Origin of the sequence: Pseudomonas sp. D3-10, assembly GCF_051132175.1 — a bacterium.
GTDB lineage: Bacteria > Pseudomonadota > Gammaproteobacteria > Pseudomonadales > Pseudomonadaceae > Aquipseudomonas.
In genome coordinates this window covers 2,195,512-2,212,080 of sequence record NZ_CP071668.1, presented here as the reverse complement: position 1 = coordinate 2,212,080, position 16,569 = coordinate 2,195,512, and the positions used below count along the sequence as shown (strand labels likewise).

Below are 16,569 nucleotides of genomic sequence, written 5' to 3'. Positions count from 1 at the left end.
TTGAACGGTCAATAGCCCAACGACAACCCCGTGTTGCGACGCGGGTCGTTGGCACCGTAGAAACGGTTCTTGCCCACCGGCTTGCCACCCAACGACGGCGCGCCCACGAGGATCGCGGCGATGTGGTTGGGGTCCTGCGGCCCAGCAAACTTATGGCCCCAGCTTTCCAGCAACTTGAGGGTATCGGGGCTGGCCGCGAAGGTTTCCAGATTGGTCTCCTCCGGCATCCACTGTTGATGGAAGCGCGGCGCGTCGACGGCTTCCTGCAAGTTCATGCCGTAGTCGATCACGTTGAGGATGGTCAGCAAAGTCGCCGTGATGATGCGGCTGCCGCCCGGCGTGCCGACAACCATCACGGTCTTGCCGTCCTTGGTTACGATGGTCGGGCTCATGGACGACAGCGGCGCCTTGCCCGGCGCGATGGCATTGGCCTCGCCCTGCACCAGGCCGTACATGTTGGGCACGCCGACCTTGGAGGTGAAGTCATCCATTTCATCGTTGAGGATCACCCCGGTCTTGCTCGCCATCACGCCGGCACCGAACCAGTCGTTGAGGGTGTAAGTGACGGAGACGGCGTTGCCCCATTGATCGACGATCGAATAATGGGTGGTGTTGCTGCCCTCGTGGGGCGCCACGCCGGGCTTGATCTTCTGGGAGTCGCCGGCTTTCTGCGGCTCGATGGCGGCGCGCAGTTTCGCGGCGTAATTCTTGTCCAGCAGATGATCGATGGGGTTCTGCACGAAGTCCGGGTCGCCCAGGTAGCTGTTGCGGTCGACATAGGCGTGACGCATGGCTTCGATCTGGTAGTGCATGCCTTGGGCCGAATGGAAACCCAGGTCTTTCATCGGATAGCCATCGAGGATGTTCATGATCTGGCAAAGCACCACGCCACCTGAACTGGGTGGCGGCGCGGAAATGATGTGATAGCCGCGATAGTCGCACTCGACCGGCGCCAGTTCACGGGTCTTGTACTTGTCCAGGTCGGCCTGGGTGATGATGCCTTTGTTGGCCTGGCTGGACGTCACCAGCGCATCGGCGACCCAGCCTTTATAGAAGCCGTCGGCACCCTTGTCGGAAATCTCCCGCAGGGTCCTGGCGAGGTCTTTCTGCACCAGCTTCTGGCCGACCTGCATCGGCTCGCCGTTGTGCAGGAAGATTACGCCGGAATCGCGCGCATCTTTCCTGAAGACATCCGTGGCGGTTTCCAGCAGATCCACGTCGCCCTGTTCCAGGACAAAACCGTCCTCGGCGAACTTGATCGCCGGCGCGATCAATTCCGCCCGGGGTTTGCTGCCGTATTTCTTCAGCGCCAGTTCCATGCCAGACACGGTGCCGGGTACGCCTACTGCCAAATGGCCGCGCGTGCTGAGCTCGGGGATGACGTTGCCTGCCTTGTCCAGGTACATGTCGGCCGTGGCGGCCAGGGGGGCTTTTTCACGGAAATCCAGGAAGGTCTTGCGGCCGTCGGCCATCTGCAAGGTCATGAAACCGCCACCACCCAGGTTACCCGCCGCGGGATAAACCACCGCCAGGGCGTAGCCCACCGCCACTGCCGCATCAACGGCATTGCCACCGTTCTTGAGCACATCGACGCCGACATGGGTCGCCAGGTGTTGGGCCGTCACCACCATGCCGTTCTCGGCGGCAACCGGGGCCTGGGACGCGGCGTGGGCAGTCAGACAATAAAGGGAAAGCGAGGTGGCGACGAGGGTCCGGGCCAGGGATTGGAACTTCATGAGTCGGTCTCTTCTTGTTTTAGGGTCGGGATCGCTTCAAAAGCACACAGGAGTATGGCTCGGTTTAAACAATATGCTCGTTTCCTGTAGGCTCGCGTGCTTGATCATCCCCGCACAAGGACATCGCCGATGACGCTGCGAATCGACCGCACGGACGCTCCAACCGATGAAGAACGCCAGGCCATCCTCGCGCCGCTACGCGCCTATAACACCGCCCAGACCGGTGGAAGCGCACCGGAAGCGGTCGCCTGGCTGGTGCGCGACGAGCACGATGAAATCGTTGGCGGCCTGTATGGCCGGGTATTTTTTCGTTGGCTCTATATCGAATTACTGGTGGTGCCCGAACAGGCGCGCGGCCAGGGCACGGGCTCGGAATTGATGCGCATGGCCGAACAACTGGCCAGGGAAAAGGATTGCGTGGGCATCTGGCTCGACACCTTCGACTTCCAGGCTCCGGATTTCTATCGCAGACAGGGTTTCACCCAGTGCGGCCAGATCGATGACTATCCGCCGGGTCACCGGCGCTACTTTTTCCAGAAGCGCCTGGATCTCGAGAATTAAGCTCAACCTATGGGAGCGAGCCTGCTCGCGAAGGCAAACACCTCGGTTTATCGGCTTAGAGACACGTCGCCAACGCCGCCAACCGGCGCTTGGCGACAAAATCATCATGCTTGGCGTAATAATTCAGCGCCGTGCCCGTGGCGCTGGCTTGCAGATCCACAAACGACTCGGCCGATCGGGTGTACACCGTCGAGCCGCCTTGCTTGCCGGGCTGCAGATAGGCGCCGGCATCGACCCCGAACGCCGCTTCGTCTTCCCAGGCAAACTTCACGCATTGGGCGACGTTCTGTTCCGGCTTGTCCGAGGACAGGGTCTTGTAGGGGGCTTGGGTCCGGGCCTGCTCCATCGCCGAACCCGCGCAGCCGGCCAGCAGGGTTGCGGCCACGGCCACCATCAGCATTCGCATTGCATTCACTCTTCTGGAAAAAAACCGACTGTAGCACTGCGCCGCTCGTTGCCGTGCGCCATGATTGAAATTTGCGCGCGACAACGGCTATCTATTCACGCAACCTGTCAGATCATTGACCCAGGAGCGACCATGGCGACAACCGAACAGCAACACGAACGAGCCCTGCAGATTTTTCTCGAGCAACGCCCCGAGCTGCGCGACGAACTGGACAACCTCAACCCGCTGCTGGCCCAAGCCAAGGGCGAAACCGCCGCGCAGTACCGCGCCGAGCGGTTGCATGAAGCCTTCGAAGCCGAGGCCGAGAGCGCCGGATTGTTCGCCTGGGAACTGACGCTGCTGCTGACGACCGATTCAGCCGAGGACTACCAGGCCCAACGCATGGAAGTTCACAAGGAAGTGGCGGAGATGGCAGGAATGGAATGGCCGGAGTATTGCGAGCTGTATGGCCTCGAGCCCTGAGGTTGAGGCTTTGGGCCAGGTGCTCACGCATGCTCTGAGAATCGCCCCACCGCCCATAAAGCATTATCATGGCCGCAGTTTCGCTGATCGGGTCTGTCATGAAGTTCGCCATCGCGCTGTTTTCCGCCGCCCACGCGCCCTCCTCGCGCCGCGCCTTGCTGTTTGCCCAGGCAGCTTTGGCCGGTGGGCATGAGATCGTGCGGCTGTTTTTCTACCAGGACGGCGTCTACAACGCCGCCAACAGCGTCGTCACGCCCCAGGACGAGCAAGACCTGCCCCAGCAATGGCGCGCCTTCGTCAGCGAGCACCAGCTCGACGGCGTGGTGTGCATTGCGGCGGCGTTGCGCCGTGGCGTGCTTAACGAGGAAGAAGCCCAGCGTTACCAGCGTTCGGCGGCCAGTGTCCAAGCGCCGTGGGCGTTGTCCGGGCTGGGCCAGTTGCACGATGCGATCCAGGACGCCGACCGCTTGATCTGTTTTGGAGGCACATGATGGCCAAGTCTTTGTTGCTCATCAGCCGCCAGGCCCCCTGGTCCGGCCCCGGTGCCCGGGAAGCGCTGGACATCGTGTTGGCCGGCGGCGCCTTCGACCTGCCCATCGGTCTGCTGTTTCTCGATGACGGCGTGTTCCAGCTCGCCGCCGGTCAGGATGCCAAGGCCGTCCGGCAAAAAGACTTGAGCGCCAACTTGCAGGCGTTGCCGATGTTTGGCGTCGAAGACCTGTTCGTCTGCGCCGACAGCGCCGTACAGCGCGGTCTCGCCGTCGATGCCCTGGCGCTGGACGACCTCAAAGCGCTGGGCGCTGCGGACATCGCCGCGCTCATTGACCGTTACGACCAGGTGATTACCCTCTGATGTCGACTTTGCATGTGTTGTCTCATTCCCCTTTCGGCGACAGCCGCCTCGCCAGTTGCCTGCGGATCCTGGGAAGCCAAGACGCGCTGCTGCTGTGCGGCGACGCAACGTATGCGCTGCGAACCGGTACCGTGCCGTTCGACACGCTGCGGGCCGGCGGCGCCAAGGTGTTCATCTTGGCCGAAGATGCACAGGCCCGCGCCCTGCCCATTCCGGACTGGGCCGAGGCCATCGATTATGCGGCCTTCGTCGAGCTCTCGATCCAGCACGACAAGGTCAACAGCTGGCTATGAAGACCCTGAACGTGGGCGAGTGCAGCATTGCGCTGGACAAGGATGGCTACCTGGCTGATCTCAATGAGTGGTCCGCCGACGTGGCCACGGCCCTGGCCACCGCCGAAGACATCGAGCTGAGCCCCGAACACTGGGAAATCCTCGAACTGCTGCGCGCGTTCTACGCTGAGTTCCAGTTGTCTCCGGCCACCCGCCCGCTGATCAAGTACACCGCGCTGAAACTGGGAGCGGATAAAGGCAACAGCCTGCACCTGAACCGATTGTTCAAAGGCACTCCCGCCAAACTCGCCGCCAAGCTGGCGGGCCTGCCCAAACCGACGAATTGCCTATGACCGACTTTCCAGCATTGACCCTCCAAACCCCTGCCGAACACCCGTTCGCCCAGTTCGTGCGCATCCTTGGCAAGGGCAAGCGCGGCGCCCGTAACCTCACCCGTGACGAAGCGCGGGAGGCCATGGGCATGGTGCTGGATGAGCGGGTCGAAGAAACCCAACTGGGCGCGTTCCTCATGCTGTTGCGGCACAAGGAAGAAAGCGCTGAGGAAATGGCCGGGTTTACCGACGCCCTGCGTCAGCGCCTGGTTATCCCGGCCATGGCGGTAGACCTCGACTGGCCAACCTACGCCGGAAAGAAGCGTCATCTGCCCTGGTATCTGTTGGCCGCCAAATGCCTCGGGCAAAACGGTGTGCGAATCTTCATGCACGGCGGCGGCGCCCACACGGCGGGCCGGCTCTACACGGAACAGCTGCTGGATTTGCTGGTCATCCCCTTGTGCCGCGACTGGCAGCAGGTCGGCGCGGCGCTGGACAACGGCGGCCTGGCCTTCATGCCGCTGGTGGACTGGGCGCCGCAAATGCAGCGCATGATCGACCTGCGCAACACGCTGGGCTTGCGCTCGCCGATTCATTCCCTGGCGCGCATTCTCAACCCGTTGGGTGCGCGTTGCGGCCTGCAAAGCATCTTCCATCCCGGCTACCAGGCCGTGCATCGCGAGGCCAGCGGACTACTGGGCGACACCAGCATCGTGATCAAGGGCGACGGCGGTGAGATCGAGATCAACCCCGACGCCGACAGCCATTTGTACGGCACCACCGGCGGCGCCAGTTGGGATGAAGAATGGCCGCGACTGTCCGAACAGCGCCACGTCAAGCCGGAGCGCCTCGACCCCGAGCATTTGAAAGCGGTATGGCGCGGTGACCTCGAGGACAGTTATCCGCAGCTGGCGCTGATCGCCACCATGGCCCTGGCCTTGCGCGGTTTGGGCCTGACCCGAGAAGCAGCGTTCGACAAGGCCCGGCAGTATTGGGATGCGCGCGATAGATCGATTTAGTCGATCATCGACGCCCAACCTTTGCGCTATTAGTTCGAACCTATCGGAATAGACTCGTCTCCAATGATTATTGAGAGAGGACGTTCAGATGGGTTTGTTGGTCGAGGGTCGCTGGCAGGACCAGTGGTATGAAAGCAAGGACGGCAGTTTCCAGCGTGAGCAGGCGCAACGCCGCGACTGGATCACCGCCGACGGCAAAAGCAGTTTCCCCGCCGAGGCCGGGCGCTACCATTTGTATGTCTCCCTGGCCTGCCCCTGGGCGCACCGCACGCTGATCTTTCGCAAGCTCAAGGGCCTGGAAGCGCTGATCGACGTTTCGGTGGTCAGCTATCTGATGCTGGAAAACGGCTGGACGTTCGACAAGGCCCACGGCTCGACCGGCGACAACCTGGACAACCTGAGCTTCCTGCACCAGCGCTACACCGCCGACACACCGGATTATACCGGCCGGGTGACCGTTCCGGCGCTGTGGGACAAACAGCAACGGCGCATCGTCAATAACGAATCGGCGGAAATCATCCGCATGTTCAACAGCGCGTTCGATGGCCTGACCGGCAACGACCTGGACCTGTATCCCGAGCACCTGCGCCACGAGATCGATGGGTTGAACGAGCGCATCTACCCAGCGGTGAACAACGGCGTATACCGTGCGGGGTTCGCGACGACCCAGGCCGCTTATGAAGAAGCCTTCGATCAACTGTTTGTCGAACTGGACCGAGTGGAAGCCTTGCTGCAAACCCGTCGCTACCTGGCGGGTGAATACCTGACCGAAGCGGATATCCGCTTGTTCACTACGATGATTCGTTTCGACGCGGTGTATTTCGGCCACTTCAAATGCAACCTACGCCGCATCGCCGATTACCCGAACCTGTCGAACTGGCTGCGCGAGCTGTATCAGTGGCCGGGCGTTGCCGAGACCGTGAACTTCACCCATATCCAGCGGCACTACTACGGCAGCCACAAGACCATCAACCCGAATGGGATCGTGCCCAAGGGGCCGGAGCAGGATTTCACGGTGGCCCACGATCGAGAGAGGTTGAGCGGGAAAGGGATTTGGCTTCGGGCTGAGAGCTGAGCCGCAATCTTTATTGCCTCTGAAGGCCAATCGCGAGCAGGCTCGTTCCCACATTTGATTCGTGTTGAACCACAAAATCTGTGGTTGCACACAGCCCCTGTGGGAGCGAGCCTGCTCGCGAAGGAGGCGACGCGGTCTTCAAACCTGCCCCTGAGCCCCTTCAAACCAAGCCAGCTTCTCGCGTAACTGCACCACTTCGCCAACAATCACCAACGTCGGCGCATGGACTTCATGCTCCGCCACCAGCCGTGGCAGGTCCGCCAACGTGCCGGTGAAAACGCGCTGGTTTGAAGTCGTGCCTTGCTGGATCAACGCCGCCGGCGTGTCCGCCGCGCGACCGTGCTTGATCAGCTCGTTGCAAATCACCGGCAGCCCCACCAAGCCCATATAGAACACCAACGTCTGTGCTGGCGAGACAAGATCGGCCCATGGCAAGTCGCTGGTGCCGTCCTTTAGATGACCGGTAATGAAGCGCACCGACTGGGCATAATCGCGATGGGTCAGCGGAATCCCGGCGTAGGCCGCGCAGCCACTGGCGGCAGTGATGCCCGGGACCACCTGGAACGGGATGCCATGGGCCGCCAGCTCTTCGATCTCTTCGCCACCACGACCGAAGATAAAAGGATCGCCGCCCTTCAACCGCACCACACGTTTACCTTGCCGGGCCAGGTCCACCAGTTGCTGGTTGATCTGGTCCTGGGGCACGGCGTGCTCGGAGCGGCGCTTGCCGACGTAGACCCGTTCGGCGTCGCGGCGGCACAGTTCGAGGATGGCCGGCGCCACCAGACGGTCGTACAGCACCACGTCCGCCTGTTGCATCAGGCGCAGGGCGCGGAACGTCAGCAGGTCGGGATCACCCGGCCCGGCGCCCACCAGATAGACCTCACCCGGCGCATTCGGCGCCTGGCCGTCAATCTTTTCCCGCAACAGCCGCTCGGCTTCGGCGCCCTGCCCGGCCAATTGGCGGTCGGCGATGGGGCCTTGGAACACTTCTTCCCAGAAGGCCCGCCGTTGCTGGACATCGGGAAACAAGCCTTTGACCTGATTGCGAAAGCGCGCCGCCAAACCGGCCAACTGCCCGTAGGTCGACGGAATCCAGGTCTCCAGCTTGGCGCGGATCAGCCGCGCCAGCACCGGGGCATCGCCGCCACTGGACACCGCGATCACCAGGGGCGAACGGTCGACGATGGCCGGAAAAATCACGCTGCACAGGGCCGGCGCGTCCACCACGTTGACCGGTACGCAGCGCTTGTGGGCGTCCGCCGAGACCTGGGCATTGAGCGGTTCGTCATCCGTGGCGGCGATGACCAGGCCACAACCGTCCAAGTCCGCTTCCACGTAGCCCCGCAGGACACATTCGCCGCCGCTGCCACCGACCAGTTCCCGCAACTGCGGTTCGATCTCGGGTGCGACCACCCGCAACAATGCGCCGGCATCGGCCAGCAGGCGAGACTTGCGCAAGGCAATCTCCCCGCCGCCAACCACCAGCACGCGGCTGCCGCGCAGGTTGTGGAACAGTGGCAAATAGTCCATTTAGCCGATGACCTCGATGCCGCCCATGTACGGTTTCAGCACCTCGGGCACACGGATCGAGCCGTCGGCCTGCTGGTAGTTCTCCAGCACCGCCACCAGCGTACGACCCACCGCCAGGCCGGAGCCGTTGAGGGTGTGGACCAGTTCCGGCTTGCCGGTTTCCGGGTTGCGGAAACGCGCCTGCATGCGGCGGGCCTGGAAGTCGCCACAGTTGGAGCACGACGAAATCTCGCGGTACTTGTCCTGGCTCGGGATCCAGACTTCCAAGTCATAGGTCTTGACCGCGCTGAAACCCATGTCGCCGGTGCACAGCGCCAGGGTGCGATACGGCAACTCCAGCAGTTGCAGAACCTTTTCGGCGTTGGCGGTCAGGCTTTCCAGGGCTTCCATGGATTTGGACGGCTCGACGATCTGCACCATTTCGACCTTGTCGAATTGGTGCTGGCGAATCATGCCGCGGGTATCACGGCCCGACGCGCCGGCTTCGCTGCGGAAGCACGGCGTATGGGCAACGAACTTGATCGGCAGTTGCTTGGCATCGACGATTTCGCCCGCGACGATGTTGGTCAGCGACACTTCGGCAGTGGGGATCAGGTACAGGTCGGCTTCGCCGTCGCGACCGATCTTGAACAGGTCTTCCTCGAACTTTGGCAACTGGCCGGTGCCTTGCAGGGCCGGGGCCTGGACCAGGTACGGCGTGTAGGCCTCTTCGTAGCCGTGCTCGGTGACGTGCAGATTGATCATGAACTGCGCCAGCGCCCGATGCAGACGGGCAATCGGCCCGCGCAACAGGGCAAAACGCGCGCCCGACAACTTGGCGGCGGTTTCGAAGTCGAGCCAGCCGAATTTCTCGCCCAGGGCCACGTGGTCCTGCACGGGGAAATCGAAGGTTTTCGGCGTACCCCAGCGGCGTACTTCAACGTTGCCGTCTTCGTCTTCACCGACCGGCACCGACTCGTGAGGCAGGTTCGGAATGCCCAACAGGATCGAATCCAACTCGGTCTGGATCGCGTCCAGCTCGACCTTGCCGGCGCTCAACTCGCCCGCCATGCGCTCGACATCGGCCATCAGCGGCGCGATGTCTTCGCCACGCTGCTTGGCCTGGCCGATGGACTTGGAGCGCGCGTTACGTTCTGCCTGCAGGGCCTCGGTGCGGGTCTGGACGGTCTTGCGCTGTTCTTCCAGCGCTTCGATGCGCGCGACGTCCAGGGCAAAGCCACGGGAAGCCAGGCGGTCCGCTACGTCCTGAAGGTTGCTACGTAACAGTTTGGAATCGAGCATGTCGGTCTCTCGTTATCAAAGTTTGGTCAAGGACAGGCCGGCCCAGGTGGCGAGCAGCCCGCCGAACACGCTGATGGCCGCATAGCCCAGGGCCAGCGGCACCTGCCCGCTTTCCAGCAGGCGCACCGTATCCAGTGAAAAAGATGAAAAAGTCGTCAGGCCGCCAAGAAAGCCGACCATCAACCCCGCGCGCACCTCGATGGGCACCTCGGGACGAATCAAAAACAGGCCGTAAAGAACGCCGATCAGCAGACAGCCCACGATATTAACGGCCAGCGTCGCGGTATAGAAGTGCCGCGGCCAATTTGCACTGATCCAGTTACCCGTGGCGAAACGCAACAACGTACCGGCAACGCCCCCAGCGGAGACTGCGAGAATCAAGGGGATCACGGTTTTCTCCGCTGTCGTGGACTCAATCGGTCCAGCTGGGCCAAATGGTTGAGCTTTTCGCCAATCTTCAACTCAAGGCCTCGAGGTACGGGCTGGTAGAAGCGCTGGGGTTCGAGTTCTTCGGGAAAATAGTCTTCGCCGGCGGCATAAGCGTCGGGCTCATCGTGGGCATAGCGGTATTCATCGCCATAACCTAACTGTTTCATGAGCTTGGTCGGTGCGTTGCGCAGGTGCAGCGGTACTTCGAGGGAGCCGTGTTCGGTGGCGCTGCGCATCGCGGCCTTGAAGCCTATGTACACGGCGTTGCTCTTCGGTGCGCAGGCCAGGTAAGTGATGGCCTGGGCCACGGCGAGCTCGCCCTCCGGGCTGCCGAGGCGCTCCTGCACGTCCCAGGCCGCCAGGCACAGGCTCAGGGCCCGAGGGTCGGCGTTGCCGATGTCCTCGCTGGCCATGCGCACCACCCGCCGAGCCAGGTACAGCGGATCGCAACCACCGTCGATCATCCGCGCAAACCAATACAACGCGGCATCGGGGTTGGAACCGCGGATGGACTTGTGCAGCGCCGAGATCTGGTCGTAGAACGCCTCGCCGCCCTTGTCGAAACGTCGGCGGGTATCGCCCAGCAGGCTTTGCAGCAGCTCGACTCCGATCTCGCTGTTGTCTTCGGCCAGGTCCGAGGCGTTTTCCAGCAGGTTGAGCAGCCGTCGACCATCGCCGTCGGCGGCGCTGAAGAGTATCTGGAAACCTTCATCGCTGAGGCTGAGCTGGCGCTTGCCCAAGCCCCGCTCTTCGGTCAGCGCGCGATGCACCAGCTTGCGCATCGCGGTTTCATCGAGGCTCTTGAGCACATAGACCCGCGCCCGCGACAGCAAGGCGTTGTTGAGTTCGAACGAAGGATTTTCGGTGGTGGCGCCGATGAATATCAGCGTGCCGTCTTCCACATAGGGCAGGAAAGCGTCCTGCTGGGATTTGTTGAACCGGTGTACTTCGTCGACGAACAGGATGGTGCGCTTGCCGTACTGGCCGGCCTGTTGCTTGGCGATTTCCACGGCCTGGCGGATCTCCTTGACCCCGGCCAGCACCGCCGAGACCGTTTCGAAATGCGCGTCAGAAACCTCCGCCAGCAGCCGCGCCAGGGTGGTCTTGCCCACGCCCGGCGGCCCCCAGAAAATCATCGAGTGCAAGGCACCCTGCTCCAAGGCTTCGCGCAGAGGCTTACCGCGAGCGAGCACGTGTTCCTGACCGACATACTCATCCAGGTTGGTCGCGCGCAAGCGGGCGGCCAATGGCTGGGCAATCGGGGCGCTTCGAAACAGGTCCATGATTACTACAAAACCTCCGCAGGGTCCTGTTGCCGATCAGTTAGTTGATTGAACACCACAATCCATTGTGGGAGCGAGCCTGCTCGCGATAGCGGTGGGTCAGTCACATCAATTCCAACTGATCCGCCGCCATCGCGAGCAGGCTCGCTCCCACAGGGGCCATTGGGTTATTCCTGGATCACATCCGCACCCTTGGGGATGTCGAACTTGAACTTGGACGCGGCGATCGGCGTATTGGCCTTGACCCCGGTGAACAGGATGTTGGTGCGCTGGCCAACGCTGTCGATCAGCTGCATGTCGTTAACAAGGCCGTTGCGGAACGACAGGCGCAGGCTGTCGAACAGGCTGTCCTTGGTCTTGGGCTTGAGGGTGAAGTCGATCACCCCGCCGGCTTCCTTGGAGGTAATGTCGAAGCTCTGGCTGATCTCCGAGATGTCACCGGACAGCAGCAACGCTGGCGTCTGGGTCAGGCGCTGGTCAAGAGTCTTGATGGTCACCTGCTCCAGGTCCGGGTCCCACAGCGAGACTTTCTTGCCGTCTGAAACCATCAGTTGTTCGGCGGGAGCATCGGTGTGCCAATAGAACAGGCCAGGACGCTGAAGGGCCATTTCACCGGCGGTTTCCTGCAGCTGGGTGCCACTGCCGTCGAGGGTCAACTGGGAAAAACGCGCAGTCAGGGTCTGGGAGCCGCCCAGCAACTGGGTCAGGCGGGCCACGTCCTTTTCGCCGGCGTGGGCCGAAAAAGTAGACAAGGCCAGTACGGGCAACAGCAACATGCGAATCAGGCGCATGGGAGTCCTCATGAATTCGTGGGGGTTCGAGCGACGCATCGTCACGTCGCCCGGGTAATCAGTCGCGCATCGGGCCAGGCGCGAGCACTTCGCGCGAACCGTTGGTGTTCATGGCCGTCACGACCCCAGCCATTTCCATGGCCTCGATCATGCGAGCGGCGCGGTTGTAGCCGATCTTCAGCTTGCGCTGCACGGCGGAAATCGAGGCACGGCGGCTTTCGAGCACGAACTGCACCGCTTCGTCATAAAGCGCGTCGGTCTCTGCGTCATCATCACCGCCTCCACCGCTGCTGCCTTCAAAACCGCTGCCTGCTTCTTCGACACCGTTGAGGATGTCGTCGTTGTATTCAGGCGCGCCGCGCAATTTCCAGGCTTCCACCACGCGGTGTACTTCATCGTCGGAGACGAACGCGCCGTGGACACGGATCGGCAGGCTCGTGCCGGGCGGCATGTAGAGCATGTCACCGTGACCCAGCAATTGCTCGGCGCCGCCCTGGTCGATGATGGTCCGCGAGTCGATCTTGCTCGACACCTGGAACGCCATGCGGGTCGGGATGTTGGCCTTGATCAGGCCGGTGATCACGTCCACCGATGGTCGCTGCGTGGCGAGGATCAGGTGGATACCGGCCGCACGGGCCTTCTGGGCGATACGGGCGATCAGTTCTTCGACCTTCTTGCCGACGATCATCATCATGTCGGCGAATTCGTCCACCACCACGACGATGGTCGGCAGCTTATGCAGCAGCGGCGCTTCGTCGTGGATGCTTTCGCGGTGATACAGCGGGTCGCTCAGCGGTGTACCGGCTTCCTCGGCTTCCTTGACCTTGGCGTTGAAGCCCGACAGGTTGCGCACGCCCATCTTCGCCATGAGCTTGTAGCGGCGCTCCATCTCGGCAACGCTCCAGCGCAAGGCGTTGGCCGCGTCCTTCATGTCGGTGACCACCGGGCACAGCAGGTGCGGGATGCCTTCGTAGATCGACAATTCGAGCATCTTCGGGTCGATCATGATCAGCTTGGCGTCTTCCGGGCCGGACTTGAACAGGATCGAAAGGATCATCGCGTTCACGCCCACCGACTTACCGGAGCCGGTGGTACCGGCCACCAGCAGGTGGGGCATTTTCGCCAGGTCGGTGATGACCGGCTTGCCGCCGATGTCGTGACCCAAGGCCAAGGTGACCGGCGACTTGTGGTTGTCATATTCCGGCGTCGACAGTACTTCGGAGAAGCGCACAATCTGCCGGTCTTCGTTGGGAATCTCGATGCCCACGGTGGTCTTGCCGGGAATCACCTCCACCACCCGCACGCTGGTCACGGCGAGCGAGCGCGCCAGGTCCTTCGCCAGGTTGGCGATACGGCTGACCTTCACGCCGGCGGCCGGCTGGATTTCGTAACGGGTGATGACCGGGCCCGGGTGGATCGAATCCACCGAGACCTCCACACCGAACTCCTTGAGCTTGATTTCGAGCAAATGCCCGACGGCCGCCAAGGACTCGGGGGAATAGTTGAGCTGTTTCTTCTCGGCCGGGTCGAGGATCGAGATCGGCGGCAAGGTGCCTTCCACCGCGCTGTCGACGAACAGCGGTGCCTGTTTCTCTTTCTGCACGCGCTTGCTTTGCTCCGGCGGCTTGGCCGGGGCCATGGTGATGACCGGCGGCACCTGCTTTTCGCGCTCGGACATGTGCTTGCTCAGGGCCTGCTCGCGTTCGATCAGGCGCTCCTTGACCTTGGCCTGCTCGCGTTTGTCAGTCACCGTCGGCGCCACAACGTCATGGACGCGGTCGTCGACTTCACGCAGTTGCGCCACCAGTTGCTTGCGTTCGTTGCGCGCCGCCCACCAACGGTTCAGCGCGCCCTGGATCAATTCAATGAGGTCAAGGGTGATCTTGCCGGTGACGTCCATCACCTTGAACCACGACAGGTCGGTGAATACCGTCAGGCCAAACAGGAACAAGGCGATGAACAGCAGCGTGCTGCCCTGGATGTTCAGGGCATTGCGGGCCAGGTCGCCGAGGCTTTCACCCAGTGCGCCACCCGCCCCTGCGGGCAGGCCAGTGGGGGCGTGGAAATGAATATGGGCCAGCGCGGCTCCCGACAGCACCAGGAAGACCAGGCCGATCAGGCGCCAGGAGAACAGCCAGCCGCTCCACTGCCAGGGCTCATGGCGCTGGCGGAATATCTGGTACGTCTTGATCGCCAGCAGCAGCGGGAAGATATAGGCGAAATAGCCCAGCACCATGAACAGGATGTCGGCGCTGTAGGAACCGGCCGGACCGCCGAAATTCTGCACGTCTTCGATCTTGCTGTTGTGGCTCCAGCCCGGATCGTCCTTGCCGTAGGTCAGCAAGGCCATCATCAGGAACAGGCACAAGGCACCGATGGCGATCAACGCACCTTCCTTGAGCCGGTAGTGCAATTGTTGGCGCCAGAGCGGAACGACTGTCTTGGGTGCTGCGGTGGATTTCTTCAAAACGCTTATTTTCCTGCGCCCAAGGCGCGTCCATCTGTTGAATGACTATGAAAAACTGCCCATGACGAGCAGGTAAAAAAAGTGAATGTGCTCAACCGGTACTACTTTTACCACTGTGGCATGCGTCCGGAAAACCACAGGAGTCGCTGAAGATTTGATCTTTTGCTCATCCTGCGTTCAAAACCCAAGCATTGTACGGGTTTGTCATGCCCAAGGCATTGCCCGCGCGCTTGGCGACAGCATAGCCATGATCAGGGGGTCTTGGGCGCCAATTTGAGCATGCATTCTCTTTTGTGACAAAGGCTTATGAGGTGTTTTTATGAGCGAAGCGAAGCATTCACGCCTGATTATTCTCGGTTCCGGCCCTGCAGGGTACAGCGCTGCTGTCTATGCGGCCCGTGCCAACCTCAAACCCGTTGTCATCACCGGCATACAGGCCGGTGGCCAGCTCACCACCACGGTCGAAGTCGATAACTGGCCCGGCGACGTCGAAGGCCTGACCGGCCCCGTGCTGATGGAGCGCATGCAACGGCACGCCGAGCGCTTCGACACGCAGATCGTCTACGACCATATTCACACCGCCAAGTTGCAACAACGTCCGTTCGAATTGATCGGTGACAGCGGCACCTACACCTGCGACGCACTGATCATCGCCACCGGCGCCTCAGCCCAGTACCTCGGCCTGCCGTCGGAGGAAACCTTCGCTGGCAAAGGTGTTTCAGCCTGCGCGACCTGCGATGGTTTTTTCTACCGAAACCAGGTGGTGGCGGTGGTCGGTGGCGGCAACACCGCCGTGGAAGAAGCCCTGTACCTGTCGAATATCGCCAAGGAGGTGCATTTGATTCACCGGCGGGACAAGTTGCGCTCCGAAAAGATCTTGCAAGACAAACTCTTCGAGAAAGCCGCCAATGGCAATATCCGTTTGCACTGGAACCAGAACCTGGACGAGGTCCTGGGCGATGCCAGCGGCGTGACCGGCGCGCGCCTGCGGCACAGCGAGACCGGTGAAACCAGCACGTTGTCGCTGGCCGGCGTCTTCATCGCCATCGGGCACAAACCCAATACCGACCTGTTCCAGGGCCAACTGACGATGCGCGATGGTTACCTGATCGTGCGCGGCGGCAGCGACGGCAATGCCACGGCCACCGACATCGAAGGCGTGTTTGCCGCTGGCGATGTGGCCGATCATGTCTATCGCCAGGCCATTACTTCGGCCGGCGCCGGCTGCATGGCCGCCCTGGACGCAGAGAAGTATCTCGATGACATCCCGGCCGTTTGACGGTTAACCTCTAGGCGGGCTCTGGCTGATCTGGAGCCCCGCCCTCCCCTTCTGCAAGCCCGGACAACGATGCTGACTTGGTTACAACGCAACACTTTCGATTTTCCGCCACTGGAAAAAGCCATGCGCGACCCCAACGGCCTGCTCGCCGCCGGCGGGGACCTGTCCGCCGACCGCTTGATCCAGGCCTATCGCCACGGCTGCTTTCCATGGTTCTCCGAAGGCCAGCCGATCCTGTGGTGGTCGCCGGACCCGCGCACGGTGCTGTTTCCCGACGAGCTGCATGTATCGCGCAGCCTGGGCAAGCTGTTGCGCAAGCAGCGCTATGAAGTGACGTTCGACCGGGATTTCGCCGGGGTCATCCAGGCCTGCGCCGCGCCCCGGGATTATGCTGATGGCACCTGGATCACCGACGCCATGCAGACCGCCTATCTGGAACTGCACCGACGCGGCTTCGCCCATTCCGTGGAAGTCTGGGATCAAGGCACGCTGGTCGGCGGCCTGTATGGCTTGGCAATGGGTCAGTTGTTTTTTGGCGAGTCCATGTTCAGTCGCGCCGACAATGCGTCGAAATTCGGCTTCGCAACCCTGGTCCAACACCTCAAGGAGGCGGGTTTCGTCCTGATCGACTGCCAGATGCCCACCGAGCATTTGCATAGCCTGGGCGCGCGGCCGATTCCGCGAACCGAGTTCGCGGCTTACTTGAAGGCCCATCTGGACCAACCCAACCATGCCACCTGGGTTTGCTGAGCGATATTCGCGCTCCTGGCTTACACTTGAATTGAAGTTT

18 protein-coding genes are annotated in these 16,569 nt (G+C 61.9%); 10 read left to right on the top strand and 8 right to left on the bottom strand.

The genetic code is table 11. The annotated features are described in order from the left end of the window. Positions 1–8 precede the first annotated feature (8 nt). Positions 9–1,736: a gamma-glutamyltransferase gene (ggt, locus tag J3P90_RS10185; protein WP_434676260.1), complete on the bottom strand. Its 1,728-nt coding sequence runs from the start codon at positions 1,734–1,736 to the stop codon at positions 9–11. A 129-nt stretch (positions 1,737–1,865) separates the two neighbouring features. Between ggt and J3P90_RS10180 the strand changes: the two genes are divergently transcribed. Next, on the top strand, positions 1,866–2,297 hold the full coding sequence (locus tag J3P90_RS10180; protein ID WP_420765892.1) for a GNAT family N-acetyltransferase: 432 nt from the start codon (positions 1,866–1,868) through the stop codon (positions 2,295–2,297). 55 nt (positions 2,298–2,352) lie between these two features. Here the strand turns inward: J3P90_RS10180 and J3P90_RS10175 are convergent, their stop codons facing one another. Further along, positions 2,353–2,703 carry a hypothetical protein gene (locus tag J3P90_RS10175; RefSeq protein WP_420765891.1) on the bottom strand — a complete coding sequence of 117 codons (351 nt, stop codon included), beginning with the start codon at positions 2,701–2,703 and terminating at the stop codon, positions 2,353–2,355. A gap of 132 nt (positions 2,704–2,835) precedes the next feature. Here J3P90_RS10175 and J3P90_RS10170 point away from each other — a divergent pair, with 132 nt between their 5' ends. From J3P90_RS10170 to J3P90_RS10140, 7 genes are all read left to right on the top strand, one after another. After that, entirely contained in the window at positions 2,836–3,165 is a 330-nt protein-coding gene (locus J3P90_RS10170; RefSeq protein ID WP_434606523.1) for a DUF6388 family protein, read from the top strand. A gap of 98 nt (positions 3,166–3,263) precedes the next feature. Continuing rightward, positions 3,264–3,656, top strand: coding sequence for a sulfurtransferase complex subunit TusD (tusD, locus tag J3P90_RS10165; RefSeq protein ID WP_420765889.1), 393 nt, complete (start codon positions 3,264–3,266; stop codon positions 3,654–3,656). Further along, positions 3,656–4,018 carry a sulfurtransferase complex subunit TusC gene (gene tusC, locus J3P90_RS10160; RefSeq protein ID WP_434676561.1) on the top strand — a complete coding sequence of 121 codons (363 nt, stop codon included), beginning with the start codon at positions 3,656–3,658 and terminating at the stop codon, positions 4,016–4,018. Before tusD ends, tusC begins: the two co-directional genes overlap by 1 nt. Further along, positions 4,018–4,311 carry a sulfurtransferase complex subunit TusB gene (gene tusB, locus J3P90_RS10155; RefSeq protein WP_434559569.1) on the top strand — a complete coding sequence of 98 codons (294 nt, stop codon included), beginning with the start codon at positions 4,018–4,020 and terminating at the stop codon, positions 4,309–4,311. The genes tusC and tusB overlap by 1 nt, the downstream gene beginning before the upstream one ends. Next, positions 4,308–4,643 carry a TusE/DsrC/DsvC family sulfur relay protein gene (locus J3P90_RS10150; protein ID WP_434676259.1) on the top strand — a complete coding sequence of 112 codons (336 nt, stop codon included), beginning with the start codon at positions 4,308–4,310 and terminating at the stop codon, positions 4,641–4,643. Before tusB ends, J3P90_RS10150 begins: the two co-directional genes overlap by 4 nt. Next, positions 4,640–5,641, top strand: coding sequence for a glycosyl transferase family protein (locus J3P90_RS10145; RefSeq protein WP_434648112.1), 1,002 nt, complete (start codon positions 4,640–4,642; stop codon positions 5,639–5,641). Before J3P90_RS10150 ends, J3P90_RS10145 begins: the two co-directional genes overlap by 4 nt. 88 nt (positions 5,642–5,729) lie before the next feature. Continuing rightward, positions 5,730–6,716 (top strand): glutathione S-transferase family protein, encoded by a 987-nt coding sequence (locus J3P90_RS10140; protein WP_434676258.1) that lies wholly within the window; start codon positions 5,730–5,732, stop codon positions 6,714–6,716. Between the two features lie 138 nt (positions 6,717–6,854). Here J3P90_RS10140 and cysG read toward each other — a convergent pair whose 3' ends face one another. The 6 genes from cysG to J3P90_RS10110 form a co-directional block, all read right to left on the bottom strand. Continuing rightward, positions 6,855–8,249: a siroheme synthase CysG gene (gene cysG, locus J3P90_RS10135; protein ID WP_420765883.1), complete on the bottom strand. Its 1,395-nt coding sequence runs from the start codon at positions 8,247–8,249 to the stop codon at positions 6,855–6,857. After that, on the bottom strand, positions 8,250–9,530 hold the full coding sequence (gene serS / locus J3P90_RS10130) for a serine--tRNA ligase (protein WP_434559579.1): 1,281 nt from the start codon (positions 9,528–9,530) through the stop codon (positions 8,250–8,252). A gap of 15 nt (positions 9,531–9,545) precedes the next feature. Then, positions 9,546–9,920: a fluoride efflux transporter CrcB gene (crcB, locus tag J3P90_RS10125; RefSeq protein ID WP_207961507.1), complete on the bottom strand. Its 375-nt coding sequence runs from the start codon at positions 9,918–9,920 to the stop codon at positions 9,546–9,548. Further along, on the bottom strand, positions 9,917–11,242 hold the full coding sequence (locus J3P90_RS10120) for a replication-associated recombination protein A (protein WP_420765881.1): 1,326 nt from the start codon (positions 11,240–11,242) through the stop codon (positions 9,917–9,919). Before J3P90_RS10120 ends, crcB begins: the two co-directional genes overlap by 4 nt. A gap of 167 nt (positions 11,243–11,409) precedes the next feature. Continuing rightward, complete coding sequence (gene lolA, locus J3P90_RS10115) at positions 11,410–12,033, bottom strand: outer membrane lipoprotein chaperone LolA (protein WP_420765880.1); 624 nt, start codon at positions 12,031–12,033, stop codon at positions 11,410–11,412. Between the two features lie 58 nt (positions 12,034–12,091). Continuing rightward, complete coding sequence (locus J3P90_RS10110) at positions 12,092–14,500, bottom strand: DNA translocase FtsK (protein WP_420765879.1); 2,409 nt, start codon at positions 14,498–14,500, stop codon at positions 12,092–12,094. A 319-nt stretch (positions 14,501–14,819) separates the two neighbouring features. On the opposite strand from J3P90_RS10110, the gene trxB reads away from it, so the two are divergent. Both trxB and aat read left to right on the top strand, forming a co-directional pair. Further along, positions 14,820–15,779 (top strand): thioredoxin-disulfide reductase, encoded by a 960-nt coding sequence (trxB, locus tag J3P90_RS10105; RefSeq protein ID WP_434559583.1) that lies wholly within the window; start codon positions 14,820–14,822, stop codon positions 15,777–15,779. 69 nt (positions 15,780–15,848) lie between these two features. Then, entirely contained in the window at positions 15,849–16,529 is a 681-nt protein-coding gene (gene aat / locus J3P90_RS10100) for a leucyl/phenylalanyl-tRNA--protein transferase (protein WP_420765877.1), read from the top strand. Positions 16,530–16,569: the final 40 nt, after the last annotated feature.